Source organism: Flavobacterium sp. (assembly GCF_044338735.1).
Taxonomy (GTDB): domain Bacteria; phylum Bacteroidota; class Bacteroidia; order Flavobacteriales; family Flavobacteriaceae; genus Flavobacterium.
In genome coordinates, this window is the sequence record NZ_JBIIWV010000005.1 from 1 (window position 1) to 21,054 (window position 21,054).

19 protein-coding genes are annotated in these 21,054 nt (G+C 33.2%); 8 read left to right on the plus strand and 11 right to left on the minus strand.

Annotation, left to right across the window (positions count from 1 at the left end):
- Positions 1-129 precede the first annotated feature (129 nt).
- Positions 130-2,067, minus strand: coding sequence for a M1 family aminopeptidase (locus ACIQZC_RS00800; protein ID WP_396137333.1), 1,938 nt, complete (start codon positions 2,065-2,067; stop codon positions 130-132).
- Between the two features lie 228 nt (positions 2,068-2,295).
- Here ACIQZC_RS00800 and serS point away from each other — a divergent pair, with 228 nt between their 5' ends.
- The 7 genes from serS (at position 2,296) to ACIQZC_RS00835 (ending at position 9,797) form a co-directional block, all read left to right on the plus strand.
- Positions 2,296-3,567 carry a serine--tRNA ligase gene (serS, locus tag ACIQZC_RS00805; protein ID WP_396137334.1) on the plus strand — a complete coding sequence of 424 codons (1,272 nt, stop codon included), beginning with the start codon at positions 2,296-2,298 and terminating at the stop codon, positions 3,565-3,567.
- A 72-nt stretch (positions 3,568-3,639) separates the two neighbouring features.
- Positions 3,640-5,421, plus strand: a complete 1,782-nt coding sequence (locus ACIQZC_RS00810; RefSeq protein ID WP_396137335.1) for a tetratricopeptide repeat protein — start codon at positions 3,640-3,642, stop codon at positions 5,419-5,421.
- A 66-nt stretch (positions 5,422-5,487) separates the two neighbouring features.
- The gene (locus tag ACIQZC_RS00815; protein WP_396137336.1) at positions 5,488-5,814 is read left to right on the plus strand and encodes a DUF4286 family protein; all 327 of its coding nucleotides are present in this window, start codon (positions 5,488-5,490) and stop codon (positions 5,812-5,814) included.
- A gap of 39 nt (positions 5,815-5,853) precedes the next feature.
- Positions 5,854-6,204: a GIY-YIG nuclease family protein gene (locus tag ACIQZC_RS00820; protein ID WP_396137337.1), complete on the plus strand. Its 351-nt coding sequence runs from the start codon at positions 5,854-5,856 to the stop codon at positions 6,202-6,204.
- Positions 6,197-6,976 (plus strand): 16S rRNA (adenine(1518)-N(6)/adenine(1519)-N(6))-dimethyltransferase RsmA, encoded by a 780-nt coding sequence (gene rsmA / locus ACIQZC_RS00825; RefSeq protein ID WP_396137338.1) that lies wholly within the window; start codon positions 6,197-6,199, stop codon positions 6,974-6,976. Before ACIQZC_RS00820 ends, rsmA begins: the two co-directional genes overlap by 8 nt.
- Positions 6,966-8,318 carry a magnesium transporter gene (mgtE, locus tag ACIQZC_RS00830; protein ID WP_396137339.1) on the plus strand — a complete coding sequence of 451 codons (1,353 nt, stop codon included), beginning with the start codon at positions 6,966-6,968 and terminating at the stop codon, positions 8,316-8,318. The genes rsmA and mgtE overlap by 11 nt, the downstream gene beginning before the upstream one ends.
- Positions 8,319-8,402: 84 nt before the next feature.
- On the plus strand, positions 8,403-9,797 hold the full coding sequence (locus ACIQZC_RS00835) for a PQQ-dependent sugar dehydrogenase (protein ID WP_396137340.1): 1,395 nt from the start codon (positions 8,403-8,405) through the stop codon (positions 9,795-9,797).
- A gap of 1 nt (position 9,798) precedes the next feature.
- On the opposite strand, the gene ACIQZC_RS00840 is transcribed toward ACIQZC_RS00835, so the two are convergent.
- The 3 genes from ACIQZC_RS00840 to ACIQZC_RS00850 all read right to left on the minus strand — a co-directional run bounded on the left by ACIQZC_RS00840 (position 9,799) and on the right by ACIQZC_RS00850 (position 12,731).
- Positions 9,799-10,839, minus strand: coding sequence for an aldo/keto reductase (locus tag ACIQZC_RS00840; protein WP_396137341.1), 1,041 nt, complete (start codon positions 10,837-10,839; stop codon positions 9,799-9,801).
- Positions 10,840-10,974: 135 nt separating this feature from the next.
- Positions 10,975-11,940 carry an OmpA family protein gene (locus ACIQZC_RS00845; RefSeq protein WP_396137342.1) on the minus strand — a complete coding sequence of 322 codons (966 nt, stop codon included), beginning with the start codon at positions 11,938-11,940 and terminating at the stop codon, positions 10,975-10,977.
- A 29-nt stretch (positions 11,941-11,969) separates the two neighbouring features.
- Complete coding sequence (locus tag ACIQZC_RS00850) at positions 11,970-12,731, minus strand: exodeoxyribonuclease III (RefSeq protein ID WP_396137343.1); 762 nt, start codon at positions 12,729-12,731, stop codon at positions 11,970-11,972.
- Positions 12,732-12,914: 183 nt separating this feature from the next.
- Between ACIQZC_RS00850 and ACIQZC_RS00855 the strand changes: the two genes are divergently transcribed.
- Positions 12,915-14,708: a GNAT family N-acyltransferase gene (locus ACIQZC_RS00855; RefSeq protein ID WP_396137344.1), complete on the plus strand. Its 1,794-nt coding sequence runs from the start codon at positions 12,915-12,917 to the stop codon at positions 14,706-14,708.
- A gap of 20 nt (positions 14,709-14,728) precedes the next feature.
- On the opposite strand, the gene ACIQZC_RS00860 is transcribed toward ACIQZC_RS00855, so the two are convergent.
- The 7 genes from ACIQZC_RS00860 to ACIQZC_RS00890 all read right to left on the minus strand — a co-directional run bounded on the left by ACIQZC_RS00860 (position 14,729) and on the right by ACIQZC_RS00890 (position 20,964).
- Positions 14,729-15,178 (minus strand): DUF2752 domain-containing protein, encoded by a 450-nt coding sequence (locus ACIQZC_RS00860; protein WP_396137345.1) that lies wholly within the window; start codon positions 15,176-15,178, stop codon positions 14,729-14,731.
- A gap of 6 nt (positions 15,179-15,184) precedes the next feature.
- A complete protein-coding gene (locus ACIQZC_RS00865) occupies positions 15,185-15,466 on the minus strand; it encodes a TM2 domain-containing protein (RefSeq protein WP_396137346.1) in 282 nt (93 codons plus the stop codon).
- 79 nt (positions 15,467-15,545) lie between these two features.
- Complete coding sequence (locus ACIQZC_RS00870; RefSeq protein WP_396137347.1) at positions 15,546-16,493, minus strand: 2-hydroxyacid dehydrogenase; 948 nt, start codon at positions 16,491-16,493, stop codon at positions 15,546-15,548.
- Positions 16,494-16,566: 73 nt separating this feature from the next.
- Complete coding sequence (locus tag ACIQZC_RS00875; protein ID WP_396137348.1) at positions 16,567-17,802, minus strand: murein hydrolase activator EnvC family protein; 1,236 nt, start codon at positions 17,800-17,802, stop codon at positions 16,567-16,569.
- A 49-nt stretch (positions 17,803-17,851) separates the two neighbouring features.
- The gene (locus ACIQZC_RS00880) at positions 17,852-18,616 is read right to left on the minus strand and encodes a DUF4292 domain-containing protein (protein WP_396137349.1); all 765 of its coding nucleotides are present in this window, start codon (positions 18,614-18,616) and stop codon (positions 17,852-17,854) included.
- The gene (locus ACIQZC_RS00885; RefSeq protein ID WP_396137350.1) at positions 18,616-19,953 is read right to left on the minus strand and encodes a tetratricopeptide repeat protein; all 1,338 of its coding nucleotides are present in this window, start codon (positions 19,951-19,953) and stop codon (positions 18,616-18,618) included. The genes ACIQZC_RS00880 and ACIQZC_RS00885 overlap by 1 nt, the downstream gene beginning before the upstream one ends.
- Positions 19,954-20,964, minus strand: a complete 1,011-nt coding sequence (locus tag ACIQZC_RS00890; protein WP_396137351.1) for a sugar phosphate nucleotidyltransferase — start codon at positions 20,962-20,964, stop codon at positions 19,954-19,956.
- Between the last annotated feature and the right edge of the window lie 90 nt (positions 20,965-21,054).

Here is a 21,054-nt window from a genome sequence, read left to right on the forward strand (position 1 = left end):
AATTCGTGAAGAATTACTAATACCGATAAAATAAATAATATTTGTGCTACTTGAATCATTGCTGTGCTTTTATTTAAAAGACAAAAGTAAGGTTTTCGCCTTACTTTTTACTACTATTTTTTTGATGTACTATTTTTTTATAAAATTTTTATGAATTACCCCTTCCGAAGTAGTGATTTTAAGCAAATGAATGCCCGAAGCTAATTCCGAAATCGAAAAATCATGATCCGTTTTTTGTCCTACTAGTTGTCCTAAAGTATTAAAAATTTCAACCTTTTCTATTAGAATAGTGGTTGGTGTCATAATGTGCAAAATGTCGTTTGCAGGGTTTGGATAAATTGAAATACTCTGGTCTAAATCGAAAGTCTCATTTGCTAAAGTAGCTACATTGTTTCTAGAAATTATGTGTTTGTTTGGGTCAAAAGTTACTCCGGTAACAACAAACGGCACCGATACGATAAACTCTTGCCCATTTCCGGTATGATTTACTACTACATCGTGAGTTACCCCTCCAGCGTCAGACAATCTAATTTCTAAAGGCATTTCAAAATAAAGAACACTAGGATCAGATTGGGTTTGATTAACGATGATTTTAGCTTGTCCGGCGCCCCAATTCTGCGCCGTAATTGAATAGGTAGGATATCCTTGATTGTATATCCAATCATTAAAAAACTCATCTAAATTACTGCCGTGGACTTCTTCTAATTTTGCTTTAAAATCAGTAGTAATAGCATATCCATAAGCTAAATTTGAATCATTTAAATAATTTCTTAATGCCTGAAAAAATGCCGTGTCTCCCATTTTCCATCGCAACATATGGGTAACCATTGAACCTTTATTATAGGTAAATCTAGAACTAAAAATACGCCCTACATTTAATGCCTCAGCATCTGTTAAATAAACGGCTCCATTAGTTACTGCGGTAATATTGTTAATTTTCCCCGATTTCCAAGAAACAAAACTTGTTGGAGCATAATTTTCAACGTCTAAACCTGCTAAATATTCTGTAATACCTTCGTTTAACCAAATATCTTTCCATGTACCACAGGTTATTTTATTTCCAAACCATTGGTGTGCCATTTCATGCGCAATTAATGAACGTCCCCAGCTGTTCATAAAAGAGACTGTTGTGTGTTCCATGCCACCGTTTAATCCAGCTCTCGCATGGCCATACTTTTCATTTCTAAAAGGGTAATTACCTACAATTGATTCAAAAAAATTAATAATGTTTGGTGTTACAGCTAAACTACTAATTGAAGAGGTAGCTTCCTCAGGATAAATATAATTCACTATAGGAAAGTAAGGACTTGCAGTTGTGCCTAAACCTCCTTGCTGATTATATATTTGATAGTTTGTAACTGCAATAGCAACTAAATAAGCTGGAATTGGATAATTGTGATGAAAATGAGTTGTTTTATCTGTAACACCAGACATAGTTTGCGAAACTTCTAAACCATTTGAAACACTAACATAAGCAGACGGTGCTGTAATATAAACATCAATACTTGAAATTTTATCATTTAAATCTTGCTTGCACGGCCACCAGTCTCTTGCTCCGAAAGGCTCCGAAAGTGTCCAAAGTACCGGATTTGAATTGTGTGTGCCTATTGTAAAAGCACCTTCAAGGTTTGATGGCACTCCACTGTAGATTATTTCTGCGGTAGCACTATCACCTGTATTAATTGTTGATGGTAAATTAATAACTAATTCATGCGTAGCATTATGAGAAAAAGTTGTGGCTACATTATTAATTTTTACAGATGAAATTGTAAACGGACTAGTTGTTTTTTTATAAAAATCAAAAGTCACTGTTGACATATTATTTGTCAGTGAAGTAAAAGTAGTTTTTACATTTCCGCTAACAGATAAAACACTTGGATTAACTGTAAAACGAAGTTCGCAATAAGTCACATCATAATTTTGTGTATTTGGATTAACTGCAAGTTGCATGAGCGAAGAAGCCGACTTCATTTCTGATTCTACCATTCGATCAAATTCTTCAGATTCAGATTGTGAGAATCCAAAAAATGTCAGTAAAAGAAATAGGTATGTTATGTTTTTTTTCATGCTAAATAGGTTGGTAAATTTTAGGTGTTTTAAAATTTGTAGTTTTAAAAAAATACTAATAAAATTTCAGAATTGTAAAATTGTAGCGAATATATTATAAAATATTCGATTTTTAAAATCTTTTCGCGCTGAAATTCATTGATATACAATATGAAACGAGCATTTTGTTTTTTTGTCCATTATCTGAATCCAATTTCTTAAATTTGTCACTTTAAAATCCAATAGACCATGTTACAAATAGCATACATTAGAGAAAACAAAGAAGAGGTAGTTAAAAAATTGGCGAAAAAGAACATTGATGCCAAAGCTGCTATTGATCAAGTAATTGCACTTGATGAAAAAAGAAGAGCCACTCAAGCAGAATTAGACACTATTAAATCGGAATCTAATAAGTTATCCAAAGACATTGGGGATTTAATGAAAAGCGGCGAAAAAGCTAAAGCTGAAATTTTAAAAGAAAAATCAGTACAACTTCGAGAAAAAGATAAAGAATTAACCGAAGTATTGAACGCTTATGCTTCACAATTACAAGAAGAATTATACAAATTACCAAATCTTCCCGCTGATATTGTTCCCACAGGAAAAACACCTGAGGAAAATCTAAACGTTTTTGAAGAAGGTGAAATTCCTAAATTACACGAAGGCGCATTACCTCATTGGGAATTAGCCAAAAAATATGATTTAATTGATTTTGAATTAGGCGTAAAAATTACTGGAGCAGGTTTTCCAGTTTACAAAGGAAAAGGAGCTAAATTACAACGTGCTTTAATCACTTATTTCTTAGATAAAAATACCGATGCTGGTTATTTAGAATACCAAGTACCACATTTGGTTAACGAAGCTTCTGGTTTTGGAACAGGTCAATTACCCGATAAAGAAGGGCAAATGTACCATGTAGGCCTTGACGATTTGTATTTAATTCCAACCGCAGAAGTTCCGGTAACTAATATTTTTAGAGATGTTTTATTGAACGAAAATGATCTACCTGTTCTATGTACGGGCTATACACCGTGTTTTCGTCGTGAAGCAGGATCTTATGGTGCACATGTTCGCGGATTAAATCGTTTACACCAATTTGACAAAGTAGAAATCGTACGCATTGAACATCCTGATAATTCTTACAAAGCCTTAGACGGAATGGTGGATCACGTAAAAGAAATTTTACAAGAATTGAAATTGCCTTACCGTATTTTAAGATTGTGTGGTGGAGATATGAGTTTTGCTTCGGCTTTAACCTATGATTTCGAAGTGTATTCAACCGCACAAGAGCGTTGGTTAGAAATTAGTTCGGTTTCTAACTTTGAAACCTTCCAAGCAAATCGTTTAAAATTACGTTTCAAAGATAAAGACGGTAAAAATCAATTGGCACACACCTTAAACGGAAGTTCATTAGCTTTGCCTAGGGTATTAGCTGGAATTTTAGAAAACTACCAAACCCCTGAAGGTATTGTGGTTCCTGAAGTTTTAAGAAAATACACCGGATTTGATATTATTAACTAAACGTTACGCTTTATAAATAATGTACTAATTCAACGCTAAAAGTGTTACATTAGTACATTATTTGTTTTATTTATGCTGCAAAAAATCATAATCATATTGGTCTTTTTGAATTCGTTTTTGGTTTCGGCACAAAACGAGCAATTGGCGTTGCAATATTTTGATGATGGCGAATTTGAAAAGGCACTCACTATTTTTGAAGAAAGTTCGCAAAAGCAACCTTCTAATTTTTTCTTTTTTCAAAAAATTATTGAATGTCAACAACAATTAAAACAGTATGAAAAAGTAGAAGAATTAATTTCAAAAAGAAAAGACAAAAACAATCAACCTCTTTTGTTGATTGAACTGGGCTATAATTACCAATTGCAAAAAAACACAGATAAAGCCGAAAAAAATTATGAATTAGCCATTCAAGAAGTCGATAAAGAGCCTAATTATGCTTATCAAGTTGCCAATTCTTTTGAAAAGAAAGTTTTATTAGAATGGGCATTAAAAGCTTATGAAACGGCACAAAAGAAAAATCCAAAACTAAATTTTGATTATCAATCAGCCTTACTTCATGGGCAATTAGGAAAACTAGACCTAATGCTCCAAAAATTACTCGATTATAGTTATTCGAATCAAGAAAACACAGCATTAGTTCAAAATCAATTGAGCCGATTTTTACTAGATGATGTTGATGGTGCTTTTGCTAACGAAATTAAAAAAGGACTACTGCTAAAAACACAAAAATCACAAGATGTCTATTGGAACCAATTCTTGAGTTGGTATTTCGTACAACAAAAAGAATACGGAAAAGCATTTGTACAAGAAAAAGCAGTTTATAAACGAAATCCTGATAGTTTTTACAACATTGTCACGCTAGCCAAATTGGCAATTGATGAAAAGCAAAATGAAGATGCAACTTCTATCCTAACATTTGTATTAGAAAATACCGAAAACTTAGATTTACAAATGCAAGCGCATCATTTTTTAGTGTCTATGGAAATTGAATCGGCATTAGAAAAGGATTATTTAGCCTTAGATTTAAAATTGCAAGGTGTATTGAAAAAATATGGTGTCACTCCTTTTTCTTTAGAACTTCAAATTCTTACAGCACATTTTGAGGCATTTTATTTAAAACAAACTGATTCAGGAAAACAACTTCTTCAAAACGCCCTTCAGTTACCATTGAACATCAGAGAAGAATCTAGAGTTAAAATGGAATTAGCCAATATTTTGGTATATGATGAAAAATTCAATCAAGCCATTTTATATTATGCACAAGTGGAAGAAAATTTAAAAAATGATGTTTTGGCACACGAAGCAAGTTTTAAATTAGCCAAAGCAAACTTCTATAAAAGAGATTTCGATTGGACATTACAGCAAGTAAAAAACCTAAAACAATCGCCCAGTTTATTGATAGCAAATGATGCTGTTGAGCTGTTTTTATTAATCGAAGACAATTCTGTAGAAGATAGTTTGCGAATTGCGCTACAAGATTATGCAAAAGCTGAATTCCAATTGTACCAAAAGAAAAATGATGAAGCCTTGCAATCGTTTTTAACTATTTTACAAAAGCACAAAGGCAAAAGCATCGAAGAAAGTACATTGTTTAAAGTTGGGAAAATTTACGAAGAAAAGAACGATTATGCAAAAGCAATCCAATATTATCAAAACATATTAGAACAGCACAAAGACGGAATTTATAAAGATGAAGCCTTATTTTTTTCGGCAGAAATTTATCGCAAGCATCTTTTAGATATCGAAAAAGCGAAACAATTATATGAGAAAATAGTCTTGGAACATCCTGATAGTTTATATTTTACCGAAAGTAGAAAACAATATCGAACGTTGCGAGGTGATTCAACGATTTGATTTTAGATTGATGATTAACGATTTTTGAAAGATGAATTTTGTACTTGAAATTAAAATTTATTAAAAATGATAATATACAACGTAACCATAAATGTAGACGAAAGCATTCACCACGATTGGGTAAAATGGATGCAAAACAAACATATTAATGAGGTGTTAGCAACAGGTTTGTTTACCCATGCTAAAATGGTGAAGGTTTTGGTTGAAGAAGAAATGGGCGGTACTACCTATGCCGTTCAATATTTCACCGATTCTAAAACAAAATTAGAGAACTACTACCAAAATCATGCACCAAAATTACGCCAAGAAGGATTGCAATTATTTGGCGATAAAATGTTGGCTTTTAGAACTGAGTTAGAGGTTTTGGAAGAATTCTACAGCGCAGAAAATTAACAATTTTTGTCCTTTCCGTGAAAACGGAAAAACTCAAATATGAAAGCACATATTTATTACGTTTACATATTAGCAAATAAAAACAACACTGTTCTTTATGTTGGTGTAACAAATAATATTATAAGAAGAGTTGCAGAACATAAAGGTAGAATAAATAAAGGATTTACATACCGATACAATGTAGATAAATTGGTTTACTTTGAAGTTCATGGTTACATTGAAGATGCAATTCTAAGGGAAAAACGTTTGAAAAAATGGAACCGACAATGGAAAATCGATTTGATTGAAAAAGAAAATAAAGATTGGGAAGATTTATCAATTGAGTGGTATAATTCTGATCAAAATATTCCCGATTGCTCGGGAATGAAAAAAAAGGAAGATAATGGATAAAGTAAGCGCAAAAAAACACTTAGGACAACATTTCTTAAAAGACGAAAGCATTGCAAAGGATATTGCCGATACACTTTCGCTGGATGGTTATTCAAAAATTTTGGAAATTGGTCCAGGAATGGGTGTTTTGACTAAATATTTATTGGATAAACCCACTGAAACTTTTGTCATTGAAATCGATAAAGAATCGGTAGAATATTTAGGTGTTCACTTCCCAAAATTAGACAATCATATTATTTCAAAGGATTTTTTAAAATATGATTTGAACGAAGTATTTAATGGCGATCCTTTTGCAATAATTGGTAATTTTCCGTATAATATTTCGACCCAAATTGTGTTCAAAACATTAGAAATGCGAAATCAAATTCCAGAATTTGCCGGGATGTTTCAAAAAGAAGTTGCCCAACGCATTTGTGAGAAAAAAGGAAGTAAAGTCTATGGAATTTTATCGGTTTTAACCCAAGCTTTTTACGATGCCGAGTACTTATTCACGGTTCCGCCAGAAGTTTTCAACCCGCCGCCAAAAGTAGATTCGGGAGTTTTACGATTACGACGAAAAGCAAATTTTTCATTGCCTTGTGACGAAAAATTATTTTTCCGAGTAGTAAAAACGGCCTTTCAACAACGAAGAAAAACATTACGAAATAGTTTAAAATCGTTCAATTTCTCTGATAATTTAAAAGAAGATAGTATCTTTGACCTTCGTCCGGAGCAATTAACGGTAGAGCAGTTTATCGAAATTACCCAAAAAATAACAGCCGATGGAGTTTAAAATCAGCAGAGAGTTTCTATCTGAAATAGAACAACTTATAAGTGAAAACAAGGCGCAAGAGTTACTTTTGCTTCTTGAAGATATTCACTTTGCTGATATTGCCGAAATCATGGAAGAACTCGATGATCACGGCGCGGCTTACATATTTAACACCTTAGATTCGGAAAAAACTGCCGAAATCTTATTAGAATTAGATGATGAAGTTCGGGAAAAAATCCTACGAAACTTATCACCAAAAGAAATCGCCGAAGAACTAGACGAACTTAGTACAGACGACGCGGCAGATATTATTGCCGAATTACCTCAACACAAAAAAGAACAGGTAATCTCTGAACTTGAAGATGTTGAACACGCAAAAGATATTGTTGATTTATTGCGCTATGACGAAGATACTGCTGGTGGTTTAATGGGAAAAGAGCTTGTAAAAGTAAACGAAAACTGGAACGTATTAACCTGCGTCAAAGAAATGCGTTTGCAAGCCGAAAATATTTCTAGAGTTCATTCTATATATGTTATAGACGACGAGGAACGATTAAAAGGTCGTCTATCGTTAAAAGATCTATTAACTACCTCAACAAAAACACCTATTAGCCAAGTTTATATCAAAAAAGTAAATTATGTAAAAGTAGATGCTAAAGATGTAGAAGTGGCGCGCATCATGCAAAAGTATGACTTGGAAGCCATTCCGGTTGTGGATGAATTGGGCCGATTAGTAGGTCGTATTACCATTGATGATATTATTGACGTAATTAAAGAAGAAGCCGACAAAGATTACCAGTTAGCTGCGGGTATCTCACAAGACGTTGAGGCCGATGACAGTATCTTAGAACTGACAAAAGCACGTTTACCTTGGTTGGTTTTAGCATTATTTGGCGGATTTATTTCGGTGCATGTTTTAGGTATTTTTGAACCTATAATGAAACTTCATCCCGAATTATTTTTCTTTACCCCATTGATTGCTGCGATGGCTGGAAATGTAGGTGTGCAATCTTCGGCAATTATTGTGCAAGGTTTGGCAAATAACACCATTATTGGTCCTATTATCGAACGCTTATTAAAAGAACTTTCACTAAGTTTATTGAACGGAATTATCTTATCAGTAATTTTGCTTTTAGGAAGTTATTTCTTACTTGGCTATGAAATTCATGTAGGTTATACTGTTTCAATTGCACTACTTACTGTAATTATCATTGCATCATTAATTGGAACGTTCATTCCAATCATCTTAAATAAATATGGCGTTGACCCCGCTTTAGCTACTGGACCGTTTATTACTACAAGTAACGATATTATAGGAATTCTAACCTATTTTACGATTGCAAAGATTATTTTAGGGATTTAATTCATCTATTTTTTTCGTTCGCTTTTATTTTTGTTAATATTATTTGACTAAATAAACTAAATTTGAACTTCTAATATATTGTCAATGAAAAAAATTATACTCTTTATCATTACACTTTTTGCTTTTTCGGTTTCAGCGCAAACGGTAGCTGTACAAACTTTTGCCACAGGTTTATCCAATGCAGTAGCGCTAGTTCATCCGCCGGCCGATTCTCGCCTATTTGTAGTTCAAAAAGGAGGTTTAATTCGAATTGTTAATTCGAACGGAACGATCAATGCTACACCATTTTTAACTGTTACTGGATTGAGTACTTTAAGTGAGCAAGGTTTACTTGGATTGGCTTTTCATCCTAATTATGCTACTAATGGTTTCTTTTATATCAATTACACGAACACTGCTGGCGACACTATTATTGCCAGATATAGTGTTTCTGCTAATCCAGATATAGCCAATACTACTGCTACCATTTTAATGACTGTGGACCAACCATTCAATAATCATAATGGTGGGAGTTTAGCATTTGGGCGCGATGGTTTTTTATACATCGGATTGGGTGATGGTGGAAGTGGCGGTGATCCACAGGGATATTCTCAAAACATGACTATAGATCCTAATTTTCCTAGTAGAGTAATGTTAGGTAAAATGCTTCGAATAGATGTTGATACTACTTTTGGGTCATTAAATTATGGTATTCCATCAACTAATCCTTATGCGACCACTGCTGGTCTTCGCGAAATTTGGGCAATTGGTTTACGCAATCCATGGAAATATTCATTTAATAGATTAAACGGAGATTTATGGATAGCTGATGTTGGTCAGAGTACTCGTGAAGAAATCAATAAAACAACATTCCCTTTACCTAATATAGGTTTAAATTATGGCTGGCGATGTTATGAAGGAACTTCTGTTTTTAGCACAAGTGGTTGCCCAACATTTGCGAACACAGTTGCGCCTTTTACAGATTATGTTTATGGTTCCAATGGCAGATGTTCCATCACCGGTGGTTATTTTTACACTGGTACTTTATATCCAAATCTTGCAAACAAATATATTTTTGCCGATTATTGTACCGCGGAAATAGGACTTGTTGACGCTTCAGGTGTGATTACTTGGAATGTAAACTTGCCAGGTGTAATTACTTCTTTTGGCGAAGACGTTAACGGTGAATTATATGTTACAAATGGCACTTCTGTTTCAAAATTAGTAGATACTTCACTCAGTACGCCATCTCTTAACGAAAGTCAAGTTACTATTTTTCCAAATCCAGCTACTAATGAATTATACATCAAGAATAACAATAATTTGGCATTACAAAATATTTCTATTGCCGACCTAACTGGTAAGGTCGTTTTTAATCAAGATATTCAAAACATAGATTCAAACGCAGTAAACATAACAAGTTTAGCCAAAGGAATGTATTTAGTTACTGTGGAAACACAAAGTGGTCTGACTGCAACATCAAAAATTATCAAACAATAATTTAAGGCGCAGGATTCGGAATTAATTCCTGAATTTTCTCAATTTCAGCAACTAATTCATCCGATAAAACAACATCAAAAGCTTGAATGTTTTCTTTTAATTGTTCCATGCTTGTAGCACCAATAATTGTTGACGTTACAAATTTTTGACGATGCACAAACGCAATGGCCATTTGTGTCAATGTCAATCCATTTGCCTCTGCTAATTCCTTATATAATTTAGTGGCTTTGAAACAATTTTCGTTTGTGTAACGGTTGAAATTTCGAAACAAATCCAATCTCGAATTTTTTTCAATTCCGTTCAAATGTTTTCCTGTTAAATAACCGAATCCTAACGGAGAATAAGCTAACAACCCAACGTTTTCTCGCATGCCAATTTCTGATAAACCCACTTCGTACAATCTGTTTAACAATGAAAACGGATTTTGTATCGTTGAAATTCTTGGCAATCCGTGCTTTTCGCTTTCCATTAAAAAACGCATCACACCCCACGGATTTTCATTGGAAACCCCAATCTGTTTGATTTTTCCTTCTTTAATCAATCCATCATAAACCGTTAATACCTCAAAAATATTGTCTTGCCATTTTGGGTCTAATTCCTGAACACCTCGTTTTTGAAACATGTTCATCACCCGTTCGGGCCAGTGCATTTGATATAAATCAATATAATCAGTTTGAAGGTATTTTAAACTCAATTCTACTGCTTCGTGAATGCTCTTTTTAGAAAAATCTAATGGTTGACGAATGTATTCCAAACCTCTATTTGGACCCGCAATTTTAGTTGCGATTACCAATTTTTCTCGTTCCGAAAGGCCAATTTTTTGAATCCATGTGCCAATGAACCGTTCAGTACTTCCAAAAATTTGGGCGTTGCCACCAATAGGATACATTTCGGCTGAATCAATAAAATTAATTCCGTTTTCAAGCGCATAATCCAATTGGGAATGGGCTTCACTTTCGGTATTTTGATTGCCAAAAGTCATGGTCCCTAAACAGATTTTACTGACTTTTAAATTGGTATTGGGTAATGTTGTGTAGTTCATGTTATGTTTCAAAGTAGCAAAGATACAAAGTAGTATAGGTTATTAAAAAGAAAAAAGTCCAAAGAAATTCTTTGAACTTTTTTGAAAAATAGTATTATGTGATATCTCCTTCGTCGAAATGACGACCTTTGAGAATTACAACTCGTTCAACATTTTTGAAATTTCATCTAACTTAGGCGTTAAAATAATTTCTATTCTTCTGTTTTTAGCTTTTCCTTCAGCAGTTTCATTAGATAACAATGGAGCATATTCACCACGACCAGCTGCTGTTAAATTTTCTTTTTTAACTTTGGCATTAGCCGATAAAATATTCACAATTGCTGTAGCACGCTTGGTAGATAAATCCCAGTTGTTCTCTACACCACCACCTATTGAACCAGTGATTTTATCATCATCGGTATGTCCTTCAATTAAAACTGAAATTTCTGGATTATCTCCTAAAACTTTACCAACCAAATCCACCGCTTTTTTCCCTTCAGCACCAACGGTCCAGCTTCCTGATTCAAACAATAATTTGTTTTCCATTGAAACATATACTTTCCCATCTTTTTCTGTTACGGTTAATCCTTTTCCTTCAAATGCTTTCAATGATTTTGTAAGTGTTTCTTTTAATTTTTTCATCGCCGCATCTTTATCAGCCATCATTTTTTCCAATTCGGCCAATCGCTTAGAAGATGTTTCTAAGTCTTTTTTCAATTTATTCAATCGATCTTGTTCGGTTGTTAGTGCTTTTTGTTTGGCTTCTAATTCGGCTAACAATTGACGATTTTTATTGATATTTGTTTCTAATGCTTCATTGCTATCTTTTTCTAAAGCAGCGTAAGAATCTTTTAAATTATCTAAACTTTTCTTAGTAGCAGCATAGTCTGAGGCTAGTTTATCGCGTTCTGCTTTTGTTTTGTCCAATTCGGTTTGTAAATTGGTTTTGTCTATTTCCAATTGGTTCTTACTGGCTTTCAAGACACCGTTTTCATCTGAAAGTGCGTTATGCTCTTTCTTCAAATCGGCATATTTGTTTTCTAAATCTTGATAGATTTTTTTTGAAACACACGAAGTAGTTAAACTAAGTACTACAATGGCTAAGGCAATTTTTCTAATCATCTGTATTTTCGTTTTTGATTAATTGATTTTTATTTTATTTCTACTAAAACAGGGCAATGGTCTGAATGTTTAGCTTCGGGTAAAATTAAGGCTCTTTGAATTTTTTCTTTCAAAGGTTCGGCCGCCAAGCAATAATCGATTCTCCATCCTTTATTATTATTTCGAGCATTTGCTCTGTAACTCCACCAACTATAATTGTGTGGTTCTTTGTTTAAATGCCGAAAAGTATCTACAAAACCACTTTTCATAAACCCATCTAACCAAGCGCGTTCTTCGGGTAAAAATCCAGAAATTTTTGCATTTCTAATTGGATCATGAATATCAATAGCTTCATGACAAATATTATAATCGCCACAAATCACCAAATTAGGAATTTCCTTCTTCAAATGATTAACATAATTTTGAAAATCATCCATATACATAAACTTATGCTCAAGTCTATCAATATTCGTACCAGAAGGCAAATACAAACTCATAACCGAAAGCGAATCAAAATCTAATCGTAAATTTCGCCCCTCAAAATCCATATGCGGAATTCCTGTTCCAAAAACTACATTATTAGGCGCAATTTTGGATAATATAGCTACGCCACTATAGCCTTTTTTTTCTGCTGGAAAATAATATTGGTAGGGATATCCGGCGGCTTCAATTTCAATTTTAGGGATTTGATCTTCTTTAGCCTTTATTTCTTGCAAACAAATTACATCTGGATTCGCTTGTTGTAACCATTCTAAAAATCCTTTTGTGATGGCTGCACGAATTCCATTAACATTGTAAGAGATGATTTTCATATCTTGTCTTTGCTTTTGACCAAAAGTAGTAAAAAGGATTTTAATATTAAAGATTCAGGTGAACGTTTTTTAAAAAAGTAGTATTCAAAAATATCACAAATTTCTTGTTTTAATTATAAATTCTTTGAGCCATCAATTCAATAGAATTGCTATCTTTGTTTCTTGCTCAATAAACAAAAATAAATGGGGTTAGTTACTGCTAAAGAAGTTGCAAAGGCTATTAACGCCGATAAATATGGAATTTTCGGAACATTTTCGGGCTGGATATTGATGAAAGTGCTTAAAATTTCTGCGCTTAATAAACTATATGACCGAAACAAACACTTAAAAGATGTTGCCTTTTTAAATGCAATTTTAGACGATTTACAAATAAAATTTGAAATTCCGGAAGAAGATTTAAAACGTTTACCAAAAGACGGAGCTTATATTACCATATCAAACCATCCGCTTGGAGGCGTAGACGGTATATTACTATTAAAGTTAATGCTTGAGCGGGTACCCAATTTTAAAATAATTGCTAATTTTCTATTGCACCGTATTGCCCCATTGAAACCGTTTATTATGCCGGTAAATCCGTTTGAAAATCATAAAGATGTTAAATCGAGCGTGGTGGGCATTAAAGAAACGTTGCGTCATTTAAGTGATGGAAAACCACTTGGGATGTTTCCTGCGGGAGAAGTTTCTACTTACAAAGATGGCAAATTAGTAGTAGATAAACCGTGGGAAGAAGGCGCAATAAAAGTAATTAGAAAAGCTCAAGTGCCTGTTGTTCCAATCTATTTTCATGCTAAAAATAGTCGTTTGTTTTATTTCTTGTCAAAAATTAATGACACATTTAGAACGGCTAAATTACCAAGTGAATTGCACACCCAAAAAGATCGCATAATTAAGGTTAGAATTGGAAAGCCAATATCGGTAGCAGAACAAAACGAATACCAAGATATTGAGGCTTATGGCGAGTTTTTAAGAAAAAAAACCTACATGCTTTCTAATGCTTTTGAAAATGATGATTCTAAATTACACTTGCCTAAATTATCTTCTACTAAACCTCCAAAACAAATTGTAAAACCAGCAAATCACGGCGAAATAATTGAGGAAATAAATGCGTTAAAAGAAGGAGATTTTAGATTGTTACAAAGTAAAAATTACCAAGTTTTTTTAACAACCGCTGAAAAAATTCCGAATATTTTACATGAAATTGGTCGTTTGCGTGAAATTACATTTAGAGAAGTGGGCGAAGGTACTAATGAAGCTATTGACCTAGACAAATATGACCAATACTATCACCATATGTTTTTATGGGATGACGATGCACAGATGATTGCAGGAGCTTACCGAATGGGACTGGGCGATGGAATTTATAAAAAATATGGTATTGAAGGTTTTTATTTGCATGAATTGTTCCGTTTTGAGCCAGAATTGCACAGCATGATGAGTCAATCCATTGAAATGGGAAGAGCTTTCATTATTTCGGAATACCAGCAAAAACCAATGCCGCTTTTTCTATTGTGGAAAGGTATTGTGCACACCACATTGCGTTATCCTGAACATAAATATTTAATGGGTGGTGTAAGTATAAGCAATCAATTTTCTGATTTTTCAAAATCACTGATGATTGAATTTATGAAATCGCACTATTACGATCCGTATATTGCGCAATATGTGCATCCGAAAAAAGAATATAAGGTAAAACTTAAAGATGCCGATAAAGATTTTGTATTCAATGAAACCGAAGCCGATTTGAATAAGTTTGATAAAATTATTGATGAAGTAGAACCAGGGAGTCTTCGTTTGCCAGTGTTAATTAAAAAGTACATTAAGCAAAATGCGCGCGTTGTTGCATTTAACGTAGATCCTTTGTTTAATAATTCAGTAGACGGTTTAATGTATATCAAAATTGCTGATTTACCCGAAAGTACGGTAAAACCGGTTATGGAAGAATTTCAAGCAGAACTAGAACGTAAAGAAAAAGGTTAATCAAATTGATTAGCTTTTTTTTATCTCCAAATACTTTGTTTTACTATTTCATTCCATGAATGTTCTTGAACAAAAATGAACAATCTAATGATATGATAGCCTATCAAAAAAACGGCTAAAAAGTAGGCTAATTTTCTATTAAAAAACCATTTTCTAAAATATACTTTCTTGGTTTTAATTTCAACTAAAAAAAGCACAATCATAAAGATACAAAAACCGACTACTATGGGCCCAAAAAGATGGTAACCCAAACTCTTCACTAAATTACCATCATAAAAATAAACCATTGATTTTGTAATTCCACAAGACGGGCATGGAAAACCTGTAGTTGCTTTTAATGGGCAAAATGATTGTTCGTGTTCTAGTTTATTACCCGTATTGTTTAACCCTAAAATAAAAGGTATTACAAGTGTTATCAATGCACCTGTAATACCTAAAATTCTGTATACTATAAAATTATTATTGCTCAATGGAAATTAAAACCATCCTTTTTTATTAACTTGATAAGTCTGATAAAAATCACTATCAGATTTAGTTAAATAAATAATTCCCTCTATAAAAGGGATAATACCTAAAATTCCACAACTTACGACAGATAAAAGAATTTGTATAACTCCTTCTTTGTTGTATCCTAAGATGAATTTGTGAACTCCAATTCCACCAATTAAAAGCGCACAAACTCCAGCTGCAATTTTTTTATTTTCTTGATGAGATGCTTGAGGTTGATTCCAATTTTCGTTTGGGTTAGTTACTTCCATAATTTTGATTTTTTAATTTAGAATACGAATATAATAAATAATTTTACTAATCAGTAAAAAAATTCAGAGCATATTGCTTTTAATACAAAGCAATGATTTTATCTACTATAGTTTGAGCTAATTTTTGATGACTTTCTACTGTCCAACCTGCAATATGAGGTGTTAATAGTACATTGTCTGCTTGCAATAAATAATCAAGTGGTTTGGGGGTTTCTCCTTCAAAAAGGGTTTCAAAAGAAACTATTTCATATTCCAAAACGTCTAAACCGGCACCTAAAATTTTTCCAGCTTTCAACGCTTCGACTAAATCTTCTGTTACTACAGAGTTTCCTCGAGCCGTATTAATGAACCAAAATGATTTTTTAAATTGGTTAATAAAATCGGAATTTATCATTTTATCCGTCTCCGTTGTCCAAGGTGTGTGCAAACTCAAAACATCAGCTCTTTCTTGAAGTTTGGCCAATGAAACTTGTGTAGCATTTTCATCGCCTAAATTGGGTAAAATATCATAACAAATAACCGTTACATCAAAACCGCGCAATTTTTTAGCAAACGATTTTCCCATGTTTCCATAACCTATAATTCCAATGGTTTTTCCTTCCAATTCATGTCCGCGATTGCCTTCACGAATCCATTGGCCATCTTTTACTTCGCTATTTGCTTTATTCAGATGATTAAAAAGCGATAACAACATTCCTATAGCTTGTTCGCCTACTGCATTTGCATTGCCTTCTGGCGCGGCAATTAAGTTTATTCCTCGCTGCATTGCATACTCACAATCGATACTTTCTAATCCTGCACCAACACGAGCAATAAATTGCAAATTTGTGGCTTTTTCAATAAATGTTTGGTCAATTTTAAAACGACTTCTTATAACAATACCCTGATAGTTTTCAATTTTAGCTTCAATTTCTTCTTTAGACGAAATGAAATCAGCTTCGTTTTGAAAACCCGCTTGTTCTAGTTGTTCCCAAAGTAACGGATGATTACTATCGATGTGAAGAATTTTAATGTGAGCTGCATTCATGGTATACGATTGAAATGTAAAAGTACTAGAAATTATGATTCAAAAAAAATGAGGCCTTCTGACCTCATTATTGTTACATATTTAACCAAGATGTAGGGTTTAGCGTAGTGGTGTTTTGTAACACTAAAAACTTAATCACTGCTTTACCTGAGGCATCGGTATGAATTCTTCCAATATTCTGTTTAATGCTCACTTTTTGACCTTTACTCACGCTTACCGATGATAAATTTAGATAAACCGTAATAAAATCTCCATGCTGAATATAAACCGCTTTATTATTTGCCGAAATTACTTGTACTTGCAACACTTCGCCGGCAAAAACTGCTCGAGCGGAAGCTCCTGGTTCAGTAGTAATTTCAATACCACTATTATGAACGGTTAAATTTTTATGAACTGGATGCGGTTGGTCACCATATCGTTGCGAAATGTTACCTTTAACCACAGGCCAAGGCAAATTCCCTTTGTTGGCTTTAAAATTATCGGATGACACTTTCCCTTCGGCAGAAAGTACAAATTTTGTAGCTTCTTTGGTCCCAGCTTTTGGAGCTGTAGTCCCAGTTTTTGCAGCATTTCTTTTGTTCGCCGCCGCAATTTCATCGGCAATAATTTTCTTAATTTGACGGTCTATTTGTTTGGCTTCTTTTTGCTTTTTATCAATTTCAGCTGCAATTTGTTTTTTATCTTTTTGGATTGATTTTACAAGGCGTTCTTGCTCTTGTTTTTCTTTTTCCAATTCTTTTTTCTCTTGTTCCGTTTCTACTAAAACCTTTTCCTTTTCTTTTTTATTGGTTTGCAGTTTTTGTTCCGCAGATTCTAGTTTTTGTTGTTTGGTTCTAATTTCATCACCTTGCATTTTTCTAAAATCGGCATATTGCTTCATGTATTGAATGCGCTTATACGCCTGTAAAAAATCTTGGGAAGAAAGCACAAACATTACCCTGCTTTGTTCGTTTCTACTTTTATATGATTTTACAATCATTTTTTTATAATCTTCTTTCAACACCGTCAACTCTCTATTTAATTTATTCATTTCGAGTTGGGTCAAATAGATATTATCAGTTAACAAACGAGTTTGTTTTGCGGTCGTATTTAATAATTTTTGGCGCAGTGCAATAAGCCCTTTTTGTTGATCAATTTGCTTTAAAACCGATTTTTCTTTTTTCTTTTCCGACTCTAATCGTGCTTTTTTTTCTGCAATTTCATTCAGAATTTGCTCTTTTCTTTGCTCTAATTTTTGTTGCTCTGAAGGTTGAGCAAAAGCCATAGAGGTAATAAAAAAGAAAAAAAGTATTTTTAAAAATTGGTTCATGCGCATTGGTTTTTAACAAAGGTAGTTTTGTTTTTTGGAAAATAAAAAATTAATCGATTTGAATTGCTCGGTAATCACTAGGAATTGAAAATGAATAACTTAAATTTTCATTAAAAGTGGTGTTTTTATAGGCTATATCAATTGCAATTCTGTCTTTTTGGGCAGCCTTGATGTTAATTTCATTGGGCAAAAACATACGTTCAACTTCTTTGTAAGAAGGATATTGAATTTCCAAAACCCTATTTTGACTGGCTTGTGTTATAGTTTCTTTTTTAAGTAAAAAATTAGCCGCTTCAAAATAAAAATCTTTGGAAACATCAGAAGTGGTTGATTTTGATAATTTAAACATTTTTTCCGTAATTTCTGAAATCCATTTTCCCTTTGACAAGTCGTCTATAGCTTTCCCTAAAAACAAATTTTGCACTTTTGTAAAATCCAAATCGGTGCCAAGCCAATTACTTAGCATGGTAAAATCGCCTTCAAAATAAGTGTTATTTATTTTTTCATAATAGCTCACTTTAGTAGGCGTAATCAAAGCTTTTGCCATTGGAAAACCGAGTATTTTGATGTTAATCCAAATGATTTCATTTTTTTTAATTCGGATATCTGCATTCATGGAATGGGCTTGCTTTTCGTCTTCATATCTAGCGTTTGCTTTTATGTTTAACGTTTTAAAATCAGTATTATTTGCATAATGGCCGTTGATTATTTTTGTTACTTCTGTGGCGTCGCTTGCTGCAGCTGTGGCAACCATTTGTTTTGATTTACATCCTACAAATAATAATACAAAAAAGGCAGATACAATATATTTCATTACTTGATTTGTTTTAATTTAGAAGCATACAATTGCTTAGCTTTGAGATCATTTAAAAATTCGCAACTAATTACTAACTGTTCATAAAAATTAGCTTCGAGCTTTAGATCTTCTATTACAAAATCTAGGCCGTTTTCTAAATTCTCTTTAGCTTTTTTATAATTTTTCAATTGATTATAACCCAATCCTGCATAAAAGTAATAATTTGGTTGAGTTGGAAATAATTCAATGCATTCTGTTGCTTTAACAACTAAACGCTGATAATCTTGTTTTTGTTGCAGCACTTCTAAAAAATAATTGAGGCTTTCAATATCATCTGGACTTTTCTTGATGGCTATTTCAAAATAATAAATTGCCTTATCTAAATCGCTTTTTTTCCAAAAGAATTTAGCAACTTCTTTAGCAACAGCAACTTCAGGATCGTTGTCAAAATAAGGAATTGCAGCATCAACATCGGTAAAAAAAGTCGGGTTTTTAATAGCAAAAATTAAGAATTCATTAAACACACGATGCTTAATTTTTAAATCGATTTTACTATTCATCAATACCTTAAACATTGATTTTGAAGCGTTGATTCCGTCATTACTAGCCAAATAAAACTTAACTAAACTCACGTGAGCCCAATCTGAATTGGGAATTTCTTTTTCCAATACTTTAGCAACTTCAAATGCTTTTTCTTCTTGGTTAAAACTTAAATAGAGCGAAATTAAATCGACATAATTTTGTTCGTATTTTGGATGCTCTTTGATGCCTTTTTCTAATTGTTCTTTTTTGGGCGTTGCAAATTCAGCCGTGGATTCTAATTTTAATTTATAGAATTCCATAGTTTTTGTCAAATTTGAAGTCGCTTCAATTTCTTTAATCAATTGTAATGCTTTGTCTTTTTGATTGGTATTCATGAATAAAGACACCAAATCTTCTCGCATGTTTGGGTCAAATTCAATTAATTTTTCAACAACAGGAATCGATTTTTGAAAATCTTTCGTTTGATAGTAAACATCATAGAGTCCGTTCCAATACCAGCGTTGTTTATTGTCGATTTCAACGGCGCTTTTAAAAGTTATTTCGGCAGCGACATAATCTTTTGCATCCAATTGATTTTTACCTAACTCATATAAAAAAGCAGCGTTTTTAGGTTCTTTTTCTAAACATTTTTGGATAGCCACAATAGCTTTATCATAATTTTCAATACCCCGTTGTGCGAGCGCTTCAAAAAAATAATCTTCCGTTTTATTTTCTACTAACGCAATGTCTTCTGGATTTTGTTGTGCAAAAGTGTAGTTTCCAAAACTAAAAAGCAGGAAAACAATAAAAACTATGTGTTTTTTATTTAGCATCTATTCTAACACCGAATAATCTCCGATACTAATACTTGTAAAATTACCATCAAAACTCGCATGATTTCCAATCATAGCGTTGTCTAATTTGGCATTTTTAATATGTGAATGCGTTTGCACCAAACTATTTTTTATAGAAGAATCAATGACATGACAGCCTTTGCCCAACGAAACATTTGGGCCCACCGTAGCGTTAATTAAGACCACATCTTCTCCAATGTAACAAGGAGGAATAATGGTCGAATTTTCTTGTTTTACACCATAATCAATTAAATGTTCGCCATCGTTATGTAAAAATCCGAGCATTCTTGTATTGGTTTCCACCGTAACGTCTTTGTTTCCGCAATCCATCCATTCATCTACTTTCCCTGGTACAAATTTCATTCCTTTTGCCATCATTTGTTTAATACCATCGTTAATTTGGTATTCGCCACCATGAATAATGTTATTGTCTAACACCGATTGTAATTCGTTTTTCAACACGGCAACATCTTTGAAATAGTAAATTCCAATAACGGCCAAATCGGAAACAAATTCTTTTGGTTTTTCCACCAATTCAATAATTTCACCTGCAGCATTTAAGTTTACGACACCAAAAGCTTCCGGCTGATCTACTTGTTTTACCCAAATTACACTATCGGCCGAAGTATCCAAATCAAAATCGGCACGGATTAACGTATCAGCATAGGCAATAACCGCTGGACCGTCTAAAGAATCTTTGGCACACATAATCGCATGACCTGTTCCTAATGCTTCATTCTGGTAATAGATAGTTCCTTTTGCACCTAATTTTTCAGCAATGGCAATTAAATCTTCTTCGACTTTTGCGCCAAAACTTTCGTGAATAATAAACGCAACTTCATCAATTTTCTGATTTAAAACGCCTGCAATATCTTCTACTAATCGGTGAACGATTGGTTTTCCTGCAACAGGAATTAATGGTTTTGGAATGGTTAACGTGTGTGGGCGAAGACGAGAACCTCGTCCTGCCATTGGTACTATTATTTTCATATAAGCCCCCTAACCCCCGAAGGGGGAATTCCTATTAGGGGTCAATAGGATTTTATGAATTCAACATTTTATTATAAACTATATACACAA

Excerpts from the sequence above, each read along its gene's own strand:
- ACIQZC_RS00885 (WP_396137350.1), bottom strand. The coding sequence starts at position 19,953 with ATGCTAAATAAAAAACACATAGTTTTTATTGTTTTCCTGCTTTTTAGT.
- ACIQZC_RS00890 (WP_396137351.1), bottom strand. The coding sequence starts at position 20,964 with ATGAAAATAATAGTACCAATGGCAGGACGAGGTTCTCGTCTTCGCCCA.
- ACIQZC_RS00870 (WP_396137347.1), bottom strand. The coding sequence starts at position 16,493 with ATGAATGCAGCTCACATTAAAATTCTTCACATCGATAGTAATCATCCG.
- ACIQZC_RS00855 (WP_396137344.1), top strand. The coding sequence starts at position 12,915 with ATGGGGTTAGTTACTGCTAAAGAAGTTGCAAAGGCTATTAACGCCGAT.
- ACIQZC_RS00835 (WP_396137340.1), top strand. The coding sequence starts at position 8,403 with ATGAAAAAAATTATACTCTTTATCATTACACTTTTTGCTTTTTCGGTT.
- ACIQZC_RS00845 (WP_396137342.1), bottom strand. The coding sequence starts at position 11,940 with ATGATTAGAAAAATTGCCTTAGCCATTGTAGTACTTAGTTTAACTACT.
- ACIQZC_RS00865 (WP_396137346.1), bottom strand. The coding sequence starts at position 15,466 with ATGGAAGTAACTAACCCAAACGAAAATTGGAATCAACCTCAAGCATCT.
- ACIQZC_RS00800 (WP_396137333.1), bottom strand. The coding sequence starts at position 2,067 with ATGAAAAAAAACATAACATACCTATTTCTTTTACTGACATTTTTTGGA.
- ACIQZC_RS00850 (WP_396137343.1), bottom strand. The coding sequence starts at position 12,731 with ATGAAAATCATCTCTTACAATGTTAATGGAATTCGTGCAGCCATCACA.
- ACIQZC_RS00840 (WP_396137341.1), bottom strand. The coding sequence starts at position 10,839 with ATGAACTACACAACATTACCCAATACCAATTTAAAAGTCAGTAAAATC.
- ACIQZC_RS00875 (WP_396137348.1), bottom strand. The coding sequence starts at position 17,802 with ATGAACCAATTTTTAAAAATACTTTTTTTCTTTTTTATTACCTCTATG.
- ACIQZC_RS00810 (WP_396137335.1), top strand. The coding sequence starts at position 3,640 with ATGCTGCAAAAAATCATAATCATATTGGTCTTTTTGAATTCGTTTTTG.
- ACIQZC_RS00880 (WP_396137349.1), bottom strand. The coding sequence starts at position 18,616 with ATGAAATATATTGTATCTGCCTTTTTTGTATTATTATTTGTAGGATGT.
- ACIQZC_RS00820 (WP_396137337.1), top strand. The coding sequence starts at position 5,854 with ATGAAAGCACATATTTATTACGTTTACATATTAGCAAATAAAAACAAC.
- serS (WP_396137334.1), top strand. The coding sequence starts at position 2,296 with ATGTTACAAATAGCATACATTAGAGAAAACAAAGAAGAGGTAGTTAAA.
- rsmA (WP_396137338.1), top strand. The coding sequence starts at position 6,197 with ATGGATAAAGTAAGCGCAAAAAAACACTTAGGACAACATTTCTTAAAA.
- ACIQZC_RS00815 (WP_396137336.1), top strand. The coding sequence starts at position 5,488 with ATGATAATATACAACGTAACCATAAATGTAGACGAAAGCATTCACCAC.
- mgtE (WP_396137339.1), top strand. The coding sequence starts at position 6,966 with ATGGAGTTTAAAATCAGCAGAGAGTTTCTATCTGAAATAGAACAACTT.